Here is a 17467-nt window from a genome sequence, read left to right as displayed (position 1 = left end):
ATATAATCAACAAGAAAAAGGAGAAAATTATGAAGAAAGTTATACATAAGGCTGATACAAGAGGACATTCCCAATACGATTGGCTGGATAGTTACCATACATTCAGTTTCGATGAATATTTCGACTCCGACCGTATCAATTTCGGTGCCCTCCGTGTCCTGAATGATGACAAGGTCGCCCCCGGAGAAGGATTCCAGACGCATCCGCACAAGAATATGGAAATCGTTTCGATTCCCCTGAAAGGACATCTGCAACATGGAGACAGCAAGAAGAACAGCCGGATTATCACCGTCGGGGAAATCCAGACCATGAGTGCCGGAACAGGAATTTTCCATAGTGAAATGAATGCAAGTCCTGTAGAACCGGTGGAATTTCTGCAAATATGGATTATGCCGAGAGAACGGAATACGCGTCCCGTTTACCAGGACTTCAATATCACCGAACTGGAACGCCCGAATGAGTTGGCGGTAATCGTATCACCCGACGGCAGTACGCCCGCTTCCCTTTTGCAAGATACATGGTTCTCTATCGGCAAGGTGGAAGCCGGAAAGAAATTAGGTTATCATATGCATCAGAGTCATGCAGGTGTATATATATTTCTTATCGAAGGAGAAATTGTAGTAGAAGGCGAAGTGATGAAACGCCGCGACGGAATGGGTATTTATGAAACCAACAGTTTTGAACTGGAAACATTGAAGGACTCACATATTCTATTGATAGAAGTACCCATGTGATGGATTATTAATTAGAAGTTACTGTTTATAGATGAAAACAAATCTAGCTGATATCCGACAGGAATATACCAGAAGCGGGTTGCGGGAAAATGAACTTCCCGGCGACCCGCTTTCGCTTTTCAGCCGTTGGCTGCAAGAAGCGATTGACGCAGAGGTGGACGAGCCGACCGCTGTCATTGTGGGCACTGTGTCTCCCGAAGGAAGGCCATCCACACGCACTGTGTTGCTGAAAGGGCTCCATGACGGAAAGTTTGTCTTTTACACGAATTACGAAAGTCGCAAAGGAAGGCAGTTGGCACAAAATCCATATATCTCCCTTTCTTTTGTGTGGCATGCGCTCGAAAGGCAGGTGCATATAGAAGGAACGGCTGCCAAAGTCCCGCCCGAAGAGTCGGATGAATATTTTCGTGTGCGTCCTTATAAAAGCCGGATCGGTGCACGAATCTCTCCGCAAAGCCAGCCTGTCAAAAGCAGGATGCAGTTGATGCGGGCTTTTGTCAAGGAAGCTGCCCGATGGATAGGAAAAAATGTGGAAAGACCCGACAACTGGGGCGGATATGCCGTCACCCCTACGAGAATGGAGTTTTGGCAGGGACGTCCGAACCGTCTGCACGACCGCTTCCTATATACCCTGCAACCGGATGGAGAATGGGAAATCAGTCGCCTTGCTCCCTGATTTCGTCGATTTTTCTTGGCAACTCCAACTAGAATACGTAATATTGCAACTATAAAACATTCAGCTTATGACACTGGATTATATCTATCACAGCGGTTTCGCCATCGAAGCGGAAGGCGTAACCGTTATCATTGATTACTACAAGGATTCTTCCGAAACCGAGCATAACCGGGGAATTGTACATGATTATCTGCTGCAAAGGCCGGGTAAGTTGTACGTATTGGCTACTCATTTCCACCCCGATCACTTCAACCGTGACATATTGACGTGGAAAGAACAGCGTCCGGACATTCAATATATTTTTTCCAAAGATATTCTGAAGTCACGCCGCGCCAAAGCCGGAGATGCCGTCTATATAAAAAAAGGAGAGACATACGAGGATGACACCATCCGTATCGACGCGTTCGGTTCGACGGATGTCGGCAGTTCGTTTCTGATTCATCTTCAGGGGTGGAGTATCTTCCATGCCGGAGACTTGAACAACTGGCACTGGAGTGAAGAATCCACCGAAGCGGAGATACGAAAAGCCAACGGTGATTTCCTTGCAGAAGTTAAATATTTAAAAGAAAAAGCGCCAATCATTGATTTAGTACTGTTTCCGGTAGATCGGAGAATGGGAAAAGATTACATGAAAGGGGCAAAACAGTTCATCGAACAAATAAAAACTACTATATTTGTGCCCATGCACTTCAGTGAAGATTATGAAGGCGGCAACGCGCTTCAAAGTTTTGCCGAAGATGCAGGATGCCGTTTTATCAGCATCACCCGTCGGGGCGAAAGTTTTGAAATTACCAAATAAACACATTATAATTATGAATAAATTTACGATTCTGTTTCTTACCCTGTTCCTTATGTTGCCGACGGCAATGAAGGCAGACTCTGCAAAAGACAAAAAAGATGATACGAGGTATCTTGTAGGCGCTGTTCCCGAAGTGGATGGTAAAGTAGTATTCTCCAAGGAATTCCAGATTCCCGGAATGAGTCAGACACAAATTTTCGACACAATAACCAAGTGGATGAACGAACGTCTGAAAGAAAACAAGAATATTGACAGCCGCGTCGTTTACTCCGACGAAGCAAAAGGAACAATTGCGGGTGTCGGTGAGGAATGGATTGTTTTCAGTTCAAGCGCCCTGTCTTTAGATCGTACATTAATCAATTATCAGATTACAGTTACCTGCAAACCGGGAAGCTGCCTGGTAGAACTGGAAAAGATACGTTTCACCTACCGTGATACGGAGAAATATAAGGCGGAAGAATGGATTACCGACAAATATGCGCTTAACAAAGCAAAGACCAAACTGGTACGCGGACTGGCTAAGTGGCGCAGAAAAACGGTAGATTTCGCAGATGATATGTTCATGGATGTAGCCGTGGCTTTCGGAGCACCGGATACCCGTCCAAGAGCAGAGAAAAAGAAGAAGGAAGAAGAGCAAAAAGCTCCGTCCATCGTTGCAGCCGCAGGCCCGATCGTGATTGGTGGTGCAGATGCCAAGACAGATGTCAAGGTTACAACTGCCGAACCTGCTCAGAAAGTTATTCCTGCCGCAACTCTCACGCCCGCTACTCCGGCAGGCAAGGCTTCAAAAGATATGCCGGGCTATACAGAGGTTAATCTGAAGCAGATTCCGGGCGAAGTATATGCGTTGATGGGAAGCGGTAAATTAGTTATCAGCATCGGAAAGGATGAGTTCAACATGACAAATATGACTGCCAATGCCGGTGGCGCGCTGGGTTACCAGTCAGGCAAGGCTGTCGCTTACTGCACGCTTTCGCCCGACCAGTCTTATGACGCTATCGAAAAGGCGGACAGCTACACGCTGAAGCTTTATGCCCCGAACCAGACAACTCCTTCGGCTGTTATCGAATGTAAGAAACTTCCTTCACAAACCGCTCCGCAAGCCGGACAACCCCGCACATATGTCGGAGAGATTGTGAAGCTCTTAATGAAACAATAAAGAAGATCGCACAATGGAAATAAAAAGTAAATTTGACCATTTTAATATCAATGTCACAAATCTGGAACGAAGCATCGCTTTTTATGAGAAAGCGCTCGGCCTGAAAGAACATCACCGGAAGGAAGCTTCCGACAGTTCGTTCACATTAGTCTACCTGACAGACAGCGAGACAGGCTTTCTCCTTGAACTGACATGGCTGAAAGACCATACCGCTCCTTACGAACTGGGCGAGAATGAAAGCCATCTTTGTTTCCGTGTGGCCGGCGATTATGATGCGGTCAGAGCTTATCACAAAGAAATGAACTGTGTATGTTTTGAAAATACGGCCATGGGGCTTTATTTCATTAACGATCCGGACGACTACTGGATCGAGATACTACCACAGAAATAATTGAAAGGGCGTTAGAATATCCCAATTATAATATTCCCCCTGTTACAACTATATGTGACAGGGGGAATTATTTTAAGAGAGCTTTTTCACTCTCTTACCAGTCATTTAACAAATATATAGCAGACACCCAAAATACCTGCCAGAATATAAATTCCCCCAGGAAGAAACAGCCTACATAATAATCTAGTAAAAGGCATATTGGGAAATGCGAATATTTTATCCAAACTATCCGGATTATACATGACTGTTACTTTATCTCCTATGTGAGGGGACTTTTGAGCATACAGCATATGAGACTTATCATCCGCTTCAACTACAATATCATAGCCGGCAGATTGACGATTCATTTCTTTCTCTTCACCCAGTTTATACTCCACTATGGGATAATTTACCGTAATGACACCATTAACGCCATTCGTCCTGGTCTTAACTTCTAGATCTACGACCCTTCCTGTCACCTTCATACTGTAGCTCTCCATAATTTGGACATATAGCATCCAGATCAGTTTTGTCTTTAGCAGGAAAATAATGCCTCTTAAAAATAGTACAATTGCCGCTATACAAATAAAAATATTGATTATCACGATGTTTATTTTTTGTGTCGATTTGCTCTTTTCTTCCGGATATCTGCTTTCATTTTCGCAGCTCCCGAACCATGTTGTCCTCGGATATAGGTTGCTTTCTTCGCCTTTGTCTTCACTTTTTCCTCTTCTTTGGGCTTATCTTTCTTACCTTTAAAGACGATTCCACCCATGATTGCTTCTTCAATACTCATATAATATACATTATTAATATTCACATTTACATGTGCAAAGATAATCCTTTTCTACGGATTTATTTATCTTTGTCGACTAAAACAATATGTAACCTCCAATGGCAACAACAATTCTCTCCGCAGAAAGGGATCCGATGGGAACCGCTATTTCTGATTATTTCAACCATCGCAGAGCCGACCGCTTGCGGGTATTTTCATCTCAATTCGAAGAAGATGTGATTCCCGTCAAGGAATTATTCCGCAATATCCAGTCCATGCCTGTACTGGAACGAACCGCTCTGCAAATGGCTACAGGACGGATATTGGATGTTGGTGCAGGAAGTGGCTGCCATGCATTGGCACTTCAGGAAATGGGAAAAGAGGTATGTGCCATTGATATTTCTCCGTTATCTGTCGAAGTAATGAAACAGCGGGGAGTCAATGATGTTCGTCTTACCAATCTTTTTGACGGGACATTTACTGAAACGTTTGATTCTGTCCTGATGCTGATGAATGGTTCGGGAATTATCGGAAAACTAAGTAATATGCCCGATTTCTTCCGGCGAATGAAATGTATCCTTCGTCCCGGCGGATGTATATGGATGGATTCCAGCGATCTGCGTTATCTTTTCGAGGAAGAGGATGGCAGTATAGTGATTGATTTGGCCGGAGATTATTATGGGGAAATTGATTTTCAGATGCAATACAAGGATGTGAAAGGAGAACCATTCGACTGGTTATATGTCGATTTCCAGACACTTAGCTTATATGCTGCCGAATGTGGTTTTAAAGCTGAACTGGTAAAAGAAGGAAAACATTACGATTATTTGGCAAAGCTAAGTCTTGCCTGAATAGCCCATGAGGAAATAGTGACGGTATGCAGTCAGGATAGTGTCGCTATATAACAGAAATAGTGACGCCATTCCGATGAGATAGCGTCACTATTTCTATATGGTATAATCCGCTGAAGAATAGCTGTATATTACTTCAGCATTTCATTAATCATCTGCACAAGGGAAGCAAACTCTTCTTCATTATACAAACGAGTCAACTTTACAATTCTTCCTTCTTTATCTATCAATACATTTCTCGTTATGCCGGATTCACGCAATGCATATTTCGCAAAAATATCAGCTCCCGGATCTAATCCCAACGGATAGGTGACACCTGTAGATTTAGCAAAGGCAAGTACTTTGTCAAGTGGTTCGTCACGGTCGATACCAATCAATGCGAAGTCAGTATTGTCCTTATGTTTCAGCCAGATGTCTTTTTCAATAAACGGCATTTCTTTACGACATACACCACACCAGCTTGCCGTAAACTGTAACATTACGACTTTACCCCGAAGTGAGGACAAACTTACTTGTTTGCCATCGGTTAGCGTAATCGTGAAATCGGGAGCCGTCTCTCCTACCCGAACGATATATCCTGTACTATCCGCTTCGACTGTCAATGCTTCCGAAGCTACTTCCACACTGTCTATTGTAGCCTCAGCACCCGCCGCCCCTTTCTTCTGACCGGAACATGCCAATATACTTATGGCTAGAAACGCCATACCACATACATTCATAATTTTCTTTTTCATCTTCTTATCAATCATTAGTGAGACTGCAAATATAAAAAAAGTGCGTGAGGTATTTGCATTTTTAAAAGAATTTCATACCTTTGCACCCGCAAAAGAAAATAACGCCTCTTTAGCTCAGTTGGCCAGAGCACGTGATTTGTAATCTCGGGGTCGTTGGTTCGAATCCGACAAGAGGCTCTTCAAAGTAAATGCTGTTTATCATCAGATAAACAGCATTTTTTATACCGCCCAAAAGTGGAAGAGGATACTGCCGCATAAAGTATGCCTTTTATACGATTCATGGATACATTCAACTAATTTCTGATATATTTCGATACAAAGATAACGAAAGAATCAGACATCCCCAGTCACATACTTTAATACTTTTCAATAATTGTATTTCCGAAGATATCTTTCTTAATAATCTTCCTATTTCCTTTGCTATCTTCTATTATTTGGTTACCAAAAATATCTTTCTTAATAGTTGTCCTATTACCCTTATTATCCTCGATTATGGTATTACCAAAGATATCTTCCTTCACTGTCTTCCGATTACCTTTATTGTCTTCGATAATGGTATTTCCAAAAATATCTCCCCGGACAGTTTTTCTATTACCTTTATTGTCCTCGATTATAGTATTCCCAAAGATATCTTCTTTTACAGTCTTGCGGTTACCCTCATTATCTTCAATAATGGTATTTCCAAAAATATCTTCCCGAATAGTTTTTCTATTACCCTTATTATCTTCGATTGTAATATTCCCTAAAATATCTTCTCTTACAGTCTTTCGGTTACCTTTATCATCCTCAATAGTAAGGTTTCCAAAGATGTCTTTCTTGACTGTTTTTCTATTACCTCTATCATCCTCAATGATAATATTTCCCAAGATGTCTTTCTTGACTGTTCTCTTTCCCTGATCGCCCATCGAATATTCGTGATTCTCCTCGACAGCCCTTGCACCATAGCTCTTTGTCATATAAGGAGCTAAAACAAACTGTGCAGCAAATAGAATGAATAAAATCTTTTTCATAATGTTTTCTTTTGGTTTACTACAAAAGTAACACAGGAAAATCATAATTAATCGGTGGATTCTATAATCGTTAATAGGGAAAAACCTAATAATTATATCATTTGTGAAATACAAGAAGATACAAAAAGTGAAAATATTTTCGATTTAAAAAAAGCAAGAGAATTATTCAATTTCATTAATTCGTTGCACTTGCTTATTCAAGAAGTAATCGACATAAGGAGAGTAATCACCTGTTTCATAAAAAGCGATCAATCCTTTCCTGTAGTTTAGTATATCGGCATCCTTTGAGGAATAGACAGGGATAATATCAGCGTTCATCAAAGCAATACTTTCCATCATTCGAGAAGTACGCTTATTTCCATCAATAAAAGGTTGCAATTTAGCTATACTACAATGAAGATAGACAGCCCGTTCCAATGGATTTATATATTGTTCCTGCTGATAAAATATTTCATTCAATTCAGCCCGAATATCATGCAAACTCTTCGGTGGAATATATTCTGTACCACTAATACGGACAGCTCTTGTTCTTAAATAACCCGATTCTTCATCCGAAACCAAACCTGTAGATATAGATTGGTGAACTCTGAATAAAGTGCGTTCATCAATCACTTCTTTATTCTTTCCTTTATTAATATACTCCACTTCGGATATAAAAGTATTATATAGATTTTTCAGCATCTTAGCATCTTCATACCTCTTTTCGGAAGTAATGCCATCCTTTAATAATGCTTCCGTTTCAACGTAAGTATAAGTATTGCCTTCTATTTTTCCTGAATAATAACACCATACCACTGCCAAGTCCTTTATCTCATTAGAATAAAGTTCAGATAACTTAGACAGAGGGCTTTCCAAGATAAATGCAGCCTTCTTCTGCTGTTCTTCGTTGAATATAGGTTTCATACTTTTCGGAATTTTCTTATTTACTCAAAAATAAACTTCATCAGAAGCTATACTTCCTATTTGTATGCCTTCAAGAAATAAAAAGACCTCCAAAACACCTTGCTATAAGTCGTTTTGGAGGTTCTTTATGAGGTTCCTGGCGGATTCGAACCGCCGTACACGGTTTTGCAGACCGCTGACTAAGCCACTCATCCAAGGAACCGTTATTTCTCGTTTGCGGTTGCAAAGGTAGTACAAATTTTGAAATTACCAACTATCCGCAGCAATTTTTCTTTGTACTTTTTTTCTTTACACTGCATTCGTTCCGTTTCTTCTCCATCATATCCTTTAGTTCACAGCCACTTACACAACTGTCGCAAGGATTAGCGCTTTCCCGCGTACGACGAAAAAAAACATAAATTCCGTATATGACTCGGGCAATGCAGAGTACAATCAGTACTCCGACTACCCATTCCTGCCAATTATTCATACAAATAGTCCTCCAATCTGATAAACCGCGAATGAAACAAGCCAAGCTAATCCCGTCGTGTAACCGGCAGCGAAGAGCGCCCATTTCCAACTTCCGGATTCCTGCTTGATAGCTGCCAATGCCGCAATACACGGGAAGTAAATCAGCACAAACAACATATAACAGAAAGCAGCCAATGGAGTTATCGGTATCCGCTCCGCCAAACTAGCTTCGTCAGCTTCCGGATCATCCACATACAGAACTCCCAAAGTACTTACAACCAATTCTTTCGCTCCTACTCCCGATATCAAACCGATACCCAACTTCCAGTCAAATCCCATGGGCGCTATCACCGGCTCTATTGCACGGCCAAGCTGACCTATATATGAATTTTCCTGTTGTTCAGCTACCGTCTCATAGGCATCATGATTCGGATAATAGCCCAAGAACCAAATGATAATAGAAGCAATCATGATAATTCCTCCCATCTTCTTCAAGTACTGTGCCCCTTTCTCCCATGTATGGCGGAAGATCGACTTTGCTGTCGGCATCCGGTAAGGCGGAAGCTCCATCACAAACGGAGTATCATCCCCTTTCACCAGAAACTTACTGAACAAACGTGCCAATAACACAGCCAGCAATATTCCAATCGCATAAATACTTAACAACACCAGACTGGCATTGTTCGGAAAGAAAGCCCCTACCAGCAATAAATAAATAGGCAGACGCGCACTGCAGGACATCAACGGATTAACCAACATCGTAATAAGGCGGCTCTTCCGATTCTCAATCGTACGGGAAGCCATGATTGCAGGCACATTGCATCCGAATCCCATAATCAACGGAATAAATGACTTTCCGTGCAACCCCATCTTATGCATAATCTTATCCATAATAAATGCAGCACGTGCCATATATCCTGAATCCTCCATTAACGAAATACAGAAATACAGAATAAGAATATTCGGCAAGAAGACAATGACTCCCCCTACTCCACCGACAATACCGTCAACCAGCATATCCTTCAACGGCCCTTCGGACATATTATTACGTATCAAATCACCAATCTGCTCCACTAGCCATTCAATTCCCATCATCGGATATTCCCCAAGCACAAACGTGCCCTCAAACATCAGATACATGAAAAGGAAAAAGATGGGATACCCCCAGATACGATGAGTAACGATAGCATCCAACACTTTTGTAGTCTGCGCTTGCTCCAAATGATTATCTGTAAATGTTTCTTTCAAAGCACCACTGATAAAACCATATTTTGCATCCGTAATAGCAGATTCACAATCTTCATTCATCGTGCCCTGAACACGTTTAGCCATTTTATCACGAATACTGAGAATATTTTCCGCGTTCGGCAAAGTGCGCACAAAGCTCTCTATATCCGGATCGTTCTCCAATAATTTGATAGACAGGAAACGGGTGGAATATTTATGGCGGATAAATTCGTTCTTGGAAACCTCCTCCTTTACCGCTTCAATGGCTTTCTCCAAATCAGGCCCATGATTGATATGAATATGGCGGAACACACGTCCGGTTTTCTTATGTTCACGCACATAGTCTTCCAAGTGTTCCTCTTCATGGTGTTTCCGGTCTTCCAAAGAATCATGCCATTCGGTCAGGTCCTTGAGCACTTCCGGGTTCATATTCCCCTGTTTATCAAAGAAGTCGACTCCTTCATAGAGATTAATGACAACATGAAACAGAGTATCCAATCCACGATTTTTCTTACTTACCGTAGGCAACATCGGAACTCCGAACAATTTGCTCAACAAATGGTAATCCAATGTGTTTCCACTGGCTTCCAGTTCATCGTAAATGTTCAGAGCCACGACCATACGGACATTCATGTCAATTAGTTGGGTAGTCAGATATAAATTCCGTTCGAGGTTCGAAGAGTCGACCACATTAATAATAACATCCGGGGTTTCGTCGATAATATGACGGCGGACATAAATCTCTTCCGGGGTATATGCCGACAAAGAATAGGTTCCCGGCAAATCGACAATGCGAAAATGATAACCTTCAAAATCAAAATAACCCTCTTTGGCATCTACGGTCACGCCACTATAATTTCCGACATGCTCGTGAGCACCGGAAGCCAGGTTAAACAAAGAAGTCTTGCCACTGTTCGGGTTTCCGACCAAGGCAACGTTGATGGTACGGCGTTTACCTAACGCCAACCGTTTCATCTCTTCTTCTTTTACAGATATATCTTCAGGCAGTCCTTCATGATAAATAGCCTCTTCAGCCAGCCTTTTAGCTTCCTCTTCACTGACCACTTCAATCATCTCAGCTTCCTGACGACGAAGAGATATTTCATAACCCAGGACTTTATATTTAATGGGATCCTTTAGTGGAGCGTTCAACAGTACTTCAACCGTCTTACCTTTGATAAAACCCATCTCCACAATACGTTTACGAAAACCACCGTGCCCCAATACCTTAACGATGACACCTTTTTCGCCTGTTTTTAATTCGGACAAACGCATAACTCTCAAAATTTTCGGCAAAGATAATTCATAACTTCGGAGCATGCAAATTATTTAGATTGTTTTTAAATAACAAGCTTTTTCGTATTCCAAGACACTGCCTGCAACTAAAAACAACGGTCATTCACTTGAGATACTTTAATAAACTATTATCTTTGCAGAATATGATACAACAACGGATTAAACAGTATATAGAAAAAGAGGATTTATTTTCTTCCGGCAGTAAAATCCTGATCGCATTGAGCGGCGGCGCCGACTCGGTGGCATTGCTATGCATCCTTCATGCAGCAGGTTATCCTTGTGAAGCGGCGCATTGCAATTTCCACCTGCGTGGCGAAGAATCAAACCGCGACGAGCAGTTCGTCCGCCAACTATGCAAGAAATATGGAATCCATCTGCATACAATTGATTTTGACACTACCCGATACGCCGCCGAAAAACATATCTCCATCGAGATGGCAGCCCGTGAACTACGCTACAACTGGTTTGAAGAAATAAGGAACCAATGCCGTGCCGATGTCGTAGCAATTGCCCACCATCAGGATGACAGCGTGGAGACGATACTGCTGAACCTGATCCGAGGAACAGGTATCACCGGATTATTGGGAATCCGTCCCCGCAATGGGGTTATCGTACGCCCGTTACTTTGTATCAACAGGGAAGAAATCATGCGATACCTGCAAAGTATCGGACAGGATTATGTGACAGACAGCACTAATCTGGAAGACGAATATACCCGTAACAAAATCCGGCTCAACCTTCTTCCGCTCATGCAGACCATTAATCCATCCGTAAAAAACAGCCTGATAGAAACCGGCAATTACCTGAGTGATGTGGCTACTATATATAATAGGTATATAGAAGAAGCCAAAACGAGAATAGCCACAACAGAAGGTATCCGAATCTGCGAATTAGTAAAAGAACCGGCACCCGAAGCACTTTTATTTGAAATACTACATCCATTGGGATTCAACTCCGCACAAATCAAAGACATCGTCCATTCACTTCACGGACAATCAGGAAAGCAGTTCAGCAGTAAAGAATGGAGAGTGATTAAAGACAGGGAGTTTCTTTTATTAGAAAAAATTCAGTCGGAAGATAAAGAAGAACTCCCTTTTCAAATCATCAAAGAAGAAAAAGAATATACTTCGGACTTTCAGATTCCACGAAAAAAGGGAACTGCCTGTTTCGACGCAGACAAACTGGACGGAACAATCTCTTATCGGAAATGGCGGACTGGCGATACCTTTATCCCTTTCGGAATGAAAGGAAAGAAAAAAGTAAGCGATTATCTGACCGACCGCAAATTTTCTATCAGCCAAAAAGAACGCCAGTGGGTACTCTGTTGCGGAGAACGCATTGCGTGGTTGATAGGCGAACGGACAGACAACCGCTTTCGTATTGATGAAACGACCCGACGTGTCGTTATCTATACAATAGTTTGAGGAAGTTTCTGTTTCTTGAAGCAATCAGACAGTAATGTAGCAAAAGGAGTATCATATACTCTTGCCTTCTTGGTGCAGACTTTCACGCAGGCACAACATTTGATACATTTGGTTTCATCCGTATGCAATTCATTCCCTTTGGTAATGGCTCCTACCGGACAATGCACCACACACAGTCCGCAATGAGTACACATACTTTCATCCTCCACCCAAGGAGTACGGGGAAGTGGCGTGCCGCTTTTGCGGAGCTTTATAACCTTCCTCAAAAAACGAAACAAAGGGAAGAAGGGTTGGGCCGGACGTCTGATGGCACGTACATCTACCGGATAAAGAGTATCCATACTATCGGCAGTCTGTATTTTTTCTATTATTTTTGTTCCAAAATCCGTAGCGAAAGCCAAATCGGCGTCATTAGGGCGTCCGGCGGCAATCGGATGCTTTTCGGTGCTGTAAGAGTGCTCTCCAATAAAAGTCGCCCCGGCAATCACTTTCAATCCGTGAGGAACGGCAAAAGCGTCCAACTCCATTAAAGCTTTTTCATAAGCGCGGTTTCCATAAACCACGACTAAGACAGTAGGGGTATCCAGTCCGCGAATATTCTGCAAACGCTCCATTGCCAAAGGAGCAACATGTCCGCCATATACAGGAACTACAATAACAGCCAATGCAGATGTGGGAATTACGATTTCCTCAGCACTCTGTTGAGTGACATTTACGGGAAGAATATTTTTTATGCCCGTTCCGTGAACAATCGCCTCCGCTATTTGTTTTGATGTGTGTGTAGGCGAAAAATAAATTAAATAAGCTTCATTTACTGTCATACTATTTTCTTTTATATAGCAAAGATACACTTTTACGTGGAAAAAAATGGTTGATTGTTCATGAAACCAAAAAAAATTATTATCTTTGCCCCGTTGAAACATTCTACGATTCAACACATACATCCCTAATTCATAATAAAAAACAAAACGTATGCTTGCATATCTGTGGCTATAAGCTGTAGTAATGCTGTCCATAATTCAGCTAAAAGAAATATTAATAACTTACCATACTATATGTATAACATTATCCAATTAAACGACAAAGATCTGTCGGAGCTTCAAATTATTGCCAAAGAGTTAGGCATAAAAAAAGCAGACTCATTCAAAAAAGAAGACCTTGTTTATAAAATACTCGATGAACAGGCCATTGTAGGAGCTACTAAGAAAGTTGCCGCAGACAAACTCAAAGAAGAGCGCAAAGAAGACAAGAAAAAGCGTTCGCCGCGTGTAACTCCTGCCAAAAAAGAAGACAAGGCAGTTTCCGCAACAAAGAGTGGAGAAGTGGCAAAAAACAAAGAAGCTGCTCCTGCTAAAACACAACAACCTTCCAAAGAGGTAAGTGCAAACAAAGAAAAAGAAACTCCTGCCGTTGAAGCCAAAGCAGAAAACACTGCTGCTCCCAAACGTAAAGTAGGCCGTCCACGCAAGGGTGCTGACGCTGCTGAGAAAAAAGAAGTAGAAAACGCCAAACCGGAAGCTACCAAAGAAGCGGAAGCAAAACCGGCTGTTGTAGCAGAAAAGCCTACTGAAACTGTAAAGAAAGCCGCTCCGGTGCAACAACCTGCCGAAAAGAAAGAAAAAGAGAATAAACCGGTTACTGAAACAAACAGACCTGTTGTGGAAGCAAACAAGCCTGCCGCAGAAGCCAACAAACCTGCTGCTGAAAAGAAAATAATAGCAAAGCCACAAAAGAAAGCTGCACCTGTTATTGATGAGGAAAGCAATATCCTGTCCAATGCCGATGATGATTTCATCCCAATCGAAGACCTGCCTTCTGAAAAAATAGAGCTTCCTACCGAACTGTTCGGTAAGTTCGAGGCTACCAAAGCAGAACCGGTACAAACGGCATCTGAACAGCCCTCTTCTCATCCGCAGCAGCAACAATCCCAGCAACAGCAGCAAGCTCAACAGCAACGTCCGCGTATTGTTCGTCCACGTGACAATAATAATAACAACGCCGGTAACAATAATAACAACAATAATAATTTCCAGCGCAACAATAACCAAAATCAGAATCAGAACCAACAGCGCCTGCCTATGCCGCGTGGCAATCAGCAGAATAATGCTCATGAGAACCTTCCGGCACAGCAACCGCAGGAGCGCAAAGTTATCGAGCGCGAAAAGCCTTACGAATTTGACGATATCCTCAACGGAGTAGGCGTTTTGGAAATCATGCAGGATGGATACGGATTCCTCCGTTCTTCCGATTACAATTACCTTTCTTCTCCGGACGATATTTACGTATCACAGTCACAAATCAAACTGTTCGGTCTGAAAACCGGTGATGTAGTAGAAGGTGTTATCCGTCCGCCAAAAGAAGGCGAAAAATATTTCCCGCTGGTCAAGGTATCGAAAATCAACGGACGTGACGCCGCTTTCGTTCGCGACCGCGTTCCTTTCGAACATCTGACTCCCCTCTTCCCGGATGAAAAGTTCAAACTTTGTAAAGGCGGCTATTCAGACTCTATGTCTGCCCGCGTTGTAGACCTTTTCGCTCCGATTGGTAAAGGACAACGTGCATTAATCGTCGCCCAGCCAAAGACCGGTAAGACTATCTTGATGAAAGATATTGCAAACGCCATTGCAGCCAATCACCCGGAAGTGTATATGATTATGTTGCTGATTGACGAACGTCCTGAAGAAGTAACCGACATGGCGCGCAGCGTTAACGCGGAAGTTATCGCTTCTACTTTCGACGAACCGGCAGAACGCCACGTAAAAATCGCAGGTATCGTATTGGAAAAAGCCAAACGCCTGGTTGAATGTGGCCACGACGTGGTTATCTTCCTCGATTCTATCACTCGCCTTGCACGTGCATACAATACAGTTTCTCCGGCATCCGGTAAAGTACTTTCCGGTGGTGTCGACGCTAACGCACTGCACAAGCCCAAACGTTTCTTCGGTGCCGCACGTAACATCGAGAACGGCGGTTCACTGACTATCATCGCCACGGCCCTGATTGATACCGGTTCCAAGATGGACGAAGTTATCTTCGAAGAATTCAAGGGTACGGGTAACATGGAGTTGCAGCTCGACCGCAACCTGTCAAACAAGCGTATCTTCCCGGCAGTCAACATCACTGCATCCAGTACTCGTCGCGACGACCTGCTGCTTGACAAGACAACTCTCGACCGCATGTGGATATTACGCAAATACCTTGCCGACATGAATCCGATTGAAGCAATGGATTTCGTAAAAGACCGTCTGGAGAAAACAAGGGATAACGACGAATTCCTGATGAGCATGAACAGCTAATCAACGGAAAACAATAAACGATGAATGGTGGTCATACTGTGAGAGAATCGCAGTTTGGCCACCATTCTCTTTTTCAATATTTCATTTTTGTACAAATTACTGTCAATTGCGTCCAAAACTACTCCCCTACCCTTTTTTACATCCCCTTTTTTCCTACTTTTGCTTCAAAATCAACATCACTTAAATTCTAACCAAGAATGAAAACGATTTATCCTTTTATGGGTTTAGCCCTATGCGGCATAGCAGCCCAGGCACAAGAAAAGCCGAATTTCCTGATTATCCAATGCGACCATTTAACGCAACGCGTCGTAGGCGCTTACGGACATACACAAGGTTGCACCCTTCCTATGGACGAAGTCGCTTCAAGGGGAGTTATCTTCTCCAATGCTTATGTAGGCTGCCCCCTCAGCCAACCTTCACGCGCAGCCTTATGGAGCGGCATGATGCCTCATCAAACCAATGTACGCTCCAATTCCAGTGAGCCCATCAACACAAGTATACCGGAAAATGTTCCGACATTAGGAAGCCTTTTCTCCGAGAACGGTTACGAAGCCGTACACTTCGGAAAGACTCATGACATGGGTTCGTTAAGAGGATTCAAACATAAAGAACCGGTAGCCAAACCGTTCACCGACCCTGAATTTCCTGTCAACAATGACAGTTTCCTGGATGTAGGAACCTGTGAAGACGTAGTAGCCTATCTGAGCAATCCGCCGGAGGAGCCTTTCATTTGCATTGCCGATTTTCAAAACCCACATAACATCTGCGGATTTGTAGGAGCAAACGAAGGTGTACATACCGACCGTCCGATTAGCGGTACTCTTCCCGAACTGCCTGCCAACTTTGATGTCGAGGACTGGAGCAGTATCCCTACTCCCGTACAGTATATCTGTTGCAGTCACCGCCGCATGACGCAGGCTTCCCATTGGAGCGAAGAAAACTACCGCCACTACATTGCCGCTTTCCAACACTATACGAAAATGGTATCCAAACAGGTAGATAGCGTATTGAAAGCACTCTACTCCACACCCGCCGGAAAGAATACCATCGTAGTCATCTTAGCCGATCACGGTGACGGAATGGCTTCACACCGTATGGTAACCAAGCATATCAGCTTCTATGATGAAATGACAAATGTTCCGTTCATCTTTGCAGGCCCCGGCATCAAACAACAGAAAAAGCCGGTAGACCACCTGCTCACACAGCCCACGATAGACCTTCTGCCTACTCTTTGCGACCTGGCAGGTATTTCCGTTCCGGCAGAGAAAGCAGGAATCAGCCTTGCCCCTACATTAAAAGGAGAGAAACAAACGAAAACCCACCCGTATGCCGTTTCCGAATGGCATAGCGAATATGAATACATAACTACCCCGGGACGCATGGTACGTGGCCCAAGATACAAATACACCCACTATCTGGAAGGTAACGGAGAAGAACTCTACGACATGAAGAAAGACCCGGGAGAACGTAAGAATCTTGCCAAAGACCCTAAATACTCCAAGGTTCTCGCAGAACACCGTGCAATGCTCGACGACTACATCACCCGTACAAATGACGATTACCGTAGCCTGAAAGTAGACGCTGACCCGCGGTGCAGAAACCACAGCCCCGGCTATCCGAATCACGAAGGTCCCGGAGCACGTGAGATTCTCAAAAGAAAATAAAATAAAAAAAGAGCGGAGATTACAAGAAAATCTTCGCTCTCTTTTTTTCTTCCGTATTATGCGGCTGACACAAGAACTACCCGAAACCATCGTCCGGCA

At 43.1% G+C, this 17467-nt stretch carries 17 protein-coding genes and 2 tRNA genes; 10 read left to right on the top strand and 9 right to left on the bottom strand.

The window, feature by feature from the left end:
- The first annotated feature begins 29 nt into the window (after positions 1 to 29).
- From AB5443_RS09105 to AB5443_RS09085, 5 genes are all read left to right on the top strand, one after another.
- Entirely contained in the window at positions 30 to 734 is a 705-nt protein-coding gene (locus AB5443_RS09105) for a pirin family protein (RefSeq protein WP_022138226.1), read from the top strand.
- 31 nt (positions 735 to 765) lie between these two features.
- Positions 766 to 1410: a pyridoxamine 5'-phosphate oxidase gene (pdxH, locus tag AB5443_RS09100; RefSeq protein WP_277134992.1), complete on the top strand. Its 645-nt coding sequence runs from the start codon at positions 766 to 768 to the stop codon at positions 1408 to 1410.
- A gap of 67 nt (positions 1411 to 1477) precedes the next feature.
- Complete coding sequence (locus AB5443_RS09095; RefSeq protein ID WP_195663815.1) at positions 1478 to 2209, top strand: MBL fold metallo-hydrolase; 732 nt, start codon at positions 1478 to 1480, stop codon at positions 2207 to 2209.
- Between the two features lie 13 nt (positions 2210 to 2222).
- Entirely contained in the window at positions 2223 to 3368 is a 1146-nt protein-coding gene (locus AB5443_RS09090) for a DUF4468 domain-containing protein (RefSeq protein ID WP_277134994.1), read from the top strand.
- A gap of 13 nt (positions 3369 to 3381) precedes the next feature.
- A complete protein-coding gene (locus AB5443_RS09085; RefSeq protein ID WP_277134995.1) occupies positions 3382 to 3759 on the top strand; it encodes a VOC family protein in 378 nt (125 codons plus the stop codon).
- 101 nt (positions 3760 to 3860) lie between these two features.
- Here AB5443_RS09085 and AB5443_RS09080 read toward each other — a convergent pair whose 3' ends face one another.
- Positions 3861 to 4343 carry a DUF3592 domain-containing protein gene (locus tag AB5443_RS09080; protein WP_277134996.1) on the bottom strand — a complete coding sequence of 161 codons (483 nt, stop codon included), beginning with the start codon at positions 4341 to 4343 and terminating at the stop codon, positions 3861 to 3863.
- Between the two features lie 5 nt (positions 4344 to 4348).
- Positions 4349 to 4534 (bottom strand): hypothetical protein, encoded by a 186-nt coding sequence (locus tag AB5443_RS09075; protein WP_022136515.1) that lies wholly within the window; start codon positions 4532 to 4534, stop codon positions 4349 to 4351.
- 98 nt (positions 4535 to 4632) lie between these two features.
- Here AB5443_RS09075 and AB5443_RS09070 point away from each other — a divergent pair, with 98 nt between their 5' ends.
- Entirely contained in the window at positions 4633 to 5364 is a 732-nt protein-coding gene (locus tag AB5443_RS09070) for a bifunctional 2-polyprenyl-6-hydroxyphenol methylase/3-demethylubiquinol 3-O-methyltransferase UbiG (RefSeq protein ID WP_195663817.1), read from the top strand.
- A gap of 131 nt (positions 5365 to 5495) precedes the next feature.
- Here the strand turns inward: AB5443_RS09070 and AB5443_RS09065 are convergent, their stop codons facing one another.
- On the bottom strand, positions 5496 to 6098 hold the full coding sequence (locus AB5443_RS09065; protein WP_277134997.1) for a TlpA family protein disulfide reductase: 603 nt from the start codon (positions 6096 to 6098) through the stop codon (positions 5496 to 5498).
- A 103-nt stretch (positions 6099 to 6201) separates the two neighbouring features.
- On the opposite strand from AB5443_RS09065, the gene AB5443_RS09060 reads away from it, so the two are divergent.
- Positions 6202 to 6275: transfer RNA gene (locus AB5443_RS09060), tRNA-Thr, on the top strand.
- Between the two features lie 179 nt (positions 6276 to 6454).
- Here the strand turns inward: AB5443_RS09060 and AB5443_RS09055 are convergent.
- The 5 genes from AB5443_RS09055 to feoB all read right to left on the bottom strand — a co-directional run bounded on the left by AB5443_RS09055 (position 6455) and on the right by feoB (position 10963).
- On the bottom strand, positions 6455 to 7108 hold the full coding sequence (locus tag AB5443_RS09055) for a hypothetical protein (RefSeq protein WP_277134998.1): 654 nt from the start codon (positions 7106 to 7108) through the stop codon (positions 6455 to 6457).
- A gap of 162 nt (positions 7109 to 7270) precedes the next feature.
- Positions 7271 to 8011 carry a Fic family protein gene (locus AB5443_RS09050; RefSeq protein ID WP_195406423.1) on the bottom strand — a complete coding sequence of 247 codons (741 nt, stop codon included), beginning with the start codon at positions 8009 to 8011 and terminating at the stop codon, positions 7271 to 7273.
- Between the two features lie 130 nt (positions 8012 to 8141).
- A tRNA-Cys gene (locus AB5443_RS09045) sits at positions 8142 to 8213 on the bottom strand.
- A gap of 51 nt (positions 8214 to 8264) precedes the next feature.
- The gene (locus tag AB5443_RS09040; protein WP_044657127.1) at positions 8265 to 8480 is read right to left on the bottom strand and encodes a hypothetical protein; all 216 of its coding nucleotides are present in this window, start codon (positions 8478 to 8480) and stop codon (positions 8265 to 8267) included.
- On the bottom strand, positions 8477 to 10963 hold the full coding sequence (gene feoB, locus AB5443_RS09035; RefSeq protein WP_195406425.1) for a ferrous iron transport protein B: 2487 nt from the start codon (positions 10961 to 10963) through the stop codon (positions 8477 to 8479). The genes AB5443_RS09040 and feoB overlap by 4 nt, the downstream gene beginning before the upstream one ends.
- A gap of 164 nt (positions 10964 to 11127) precedes the next feature.
- Between feoB and tilS the strand changes: the two genes are divergently transcribed.
- Positions 11128 to 12408, top strand: a complete 1281-nt coding sequence (tilS, locus tag AB5443_RS09030) for a tRNA lysidine(34) synthetase TilS (protein ID WP_277135499.1) — start codon at positions 11128 to 11130, stop codon at positions 12406 to 12408.
- On the opposite strand, the gene AB5443_RS09025 is transcribed toward tilS, so the two are convergent.
- Positions 12393 to 13229: a 4Fe-4S binding protein gene (locus AB5443_RS09025; RefSeq protein WP_022136774.1), complete on the bottom strand. Its 837-nt coding sequence runs from the start codon at positions 13227 to 13229 to the stop codon at positions 12393 to 12395. The genes tilS and AB5443_RS09025 overlap by 16 nt on opposite strands.
- A gap of 234 nt (positions 13230 to 13463) precedes the next feature.
- On the opposite strand from AB5443_RS09025, the gene rho reads away from it, so the two are divergent.
- Both rho and AB5443_RS09015 read left to right on the top strand, forming a co-directional pair.
- The gene (gene rho, locus AB5443_RS09020; RefSeq protein ID WP_277135500.1) at positions 13464 to 15704 is read left to right on the top strand and encodes a transcription termination factor Rho; all 2241 of its coding nucleotides are present in this window, start codon (positions 13464 to 13466) and stop codon (positions 15702 to 15704) included.
- Positions 15705 to 15901: 197 nt separating this feature from the next.
- On the top strand, positions 15902 to 17368 hold the full coding sequence (locus AB5443_RS09015) for a sulfatase (RefSeq protein WP_277135501.1): 1467 nt from the start codon (positions 15902 to 15904) through the stop codon (positions 17366 to 17368).
- Positions 17369 to 17467 lie beyond the last annotated feature (99 nt).

Source organism: Bacteroides sp. RTP21281st1_H5_RTP21281_210402 (assembly GCF_040918965.1).
Lineage (GTDB): Bacteria > Bacteroidota > Bacteroidia > Bacteroidales > Bacteroidaceae > Bacteroides > Bacteroides congonensis.
This window is presented reverse-complemented; position numbering and strand designations above follow the sequence as displayed.

Excerpts from the sequence above, each read along its gene's own strand:
- AB5443_RS09105 (WP_022138226.1), top strand. The coding sequence starts at position 30 with ATGAAGAAAGTTATACATAAGGCTGATACAAGAGGACATTCCCAATAC.
- pdxH (WP_277134992.1), top strand. The coding sequence starts at position 766 with ATGAAAACAAATCTAGCTGATATCCGACAGGAATATACCAGAAGCGGG.
- AB5443_RS09095 (WP_195663815.1), top strand. The coding sequence starts at position 1,478 with ATGACACTGGATTATATCTATCACAGCGGTTTCGCCATCGAAGCGGAA.
- AB5443_RS09090 (WP_277134994.1), top strand. The coding sequence starts at position 2,223 with ATGAATAAATTTACGATTCTGTTTCTTACCCTGTTCCTTATGTTGCCG.
- AB5443_RS09085 (WP_277134995.1), top strand. The coding sequence starts at position 3,382 with ATGGAAATAAAAAGTAAATTTGACCATTTTAATATCAATGTCACAAAT.
- AB5443_RS09075 (WP_022136515.1), bottom strand. The coding sequence starts at position 4,534 with ATGAGTATTGAAGAAGCAATCATGGGTGGAATCGTCTTTAAAGGTAAG.
- AB5443_RS09070 (WP_195663817.1), top strand. The coding sequence starts at position 4,633 with ATGGCAACAACAATTCTCTCCGCAGAAAGGGATCCGATGGGAACCGCT.
- AB5443_RS09065 (WP_277134997.1), bottom strand. The coding sequence starts at position 6,098 with ATGAAAAAGAAAATTATGAATGTATGTGGTATGGCGTTTCTAGCCATA.
- AB5443_RS09055 (WP_277134998.1), bottom strand. The coding sequence starts at position 7,108 with ATGAAAAAGATTTTATTCATTCTATTTGCTGCACAGTTTGTTTTAGCT.
- AB5443_RS09050 (WP_195406423.1), bottom strand. The coding sequence starts at position 8,011 with ATGAAACCTATATTCAACGAAGAACAGCAGAAGAAGGCTGCATTTATC.
- AB5443_RS09040 (WP_044657127.1), bottom strand. The coding sequence starts at position 8,480 with ATGAATAATTGGCAGGAATGGGTAGTCGGAGTACTGATTGTACTCTGC.
- feoB (WP_195406425.1), bottom strand. The coding sequence starts at position 10,963 with ATGCGTTTGTCCGAATTAAAAACAGGCGAAAAAGGTGTCATCGTTAAG.
- tilS (WP_277135499.1), top strand. The coding sequence starts at position 11,128 with ATGATACAACAACGGATTAAACAGTATATAGAAAAAGAGGATTTATTT.
- AB5443_RS09025 (WP_022136774.1), bottom strand. The coding sequence starts at position 13,229 with ATGACAGTAAATGAAGCTTATTTAATTTATTTTTCGCCTACACACACA.
- rho (WP_277135500.1), top strand. The coding sequence starts at position 13,464 with ATGTATAACATTATCCAATTAAACGACAAAGATCTGTCGGAGCTTCAA.
- AB5443_RS09015 (WP_277135501.1), top strand. The coding sequence starts at position 15,902 with ATGAAAACGATTTATCCTTTTATGGGTTTAGCCCTATGCGGCATAGCA.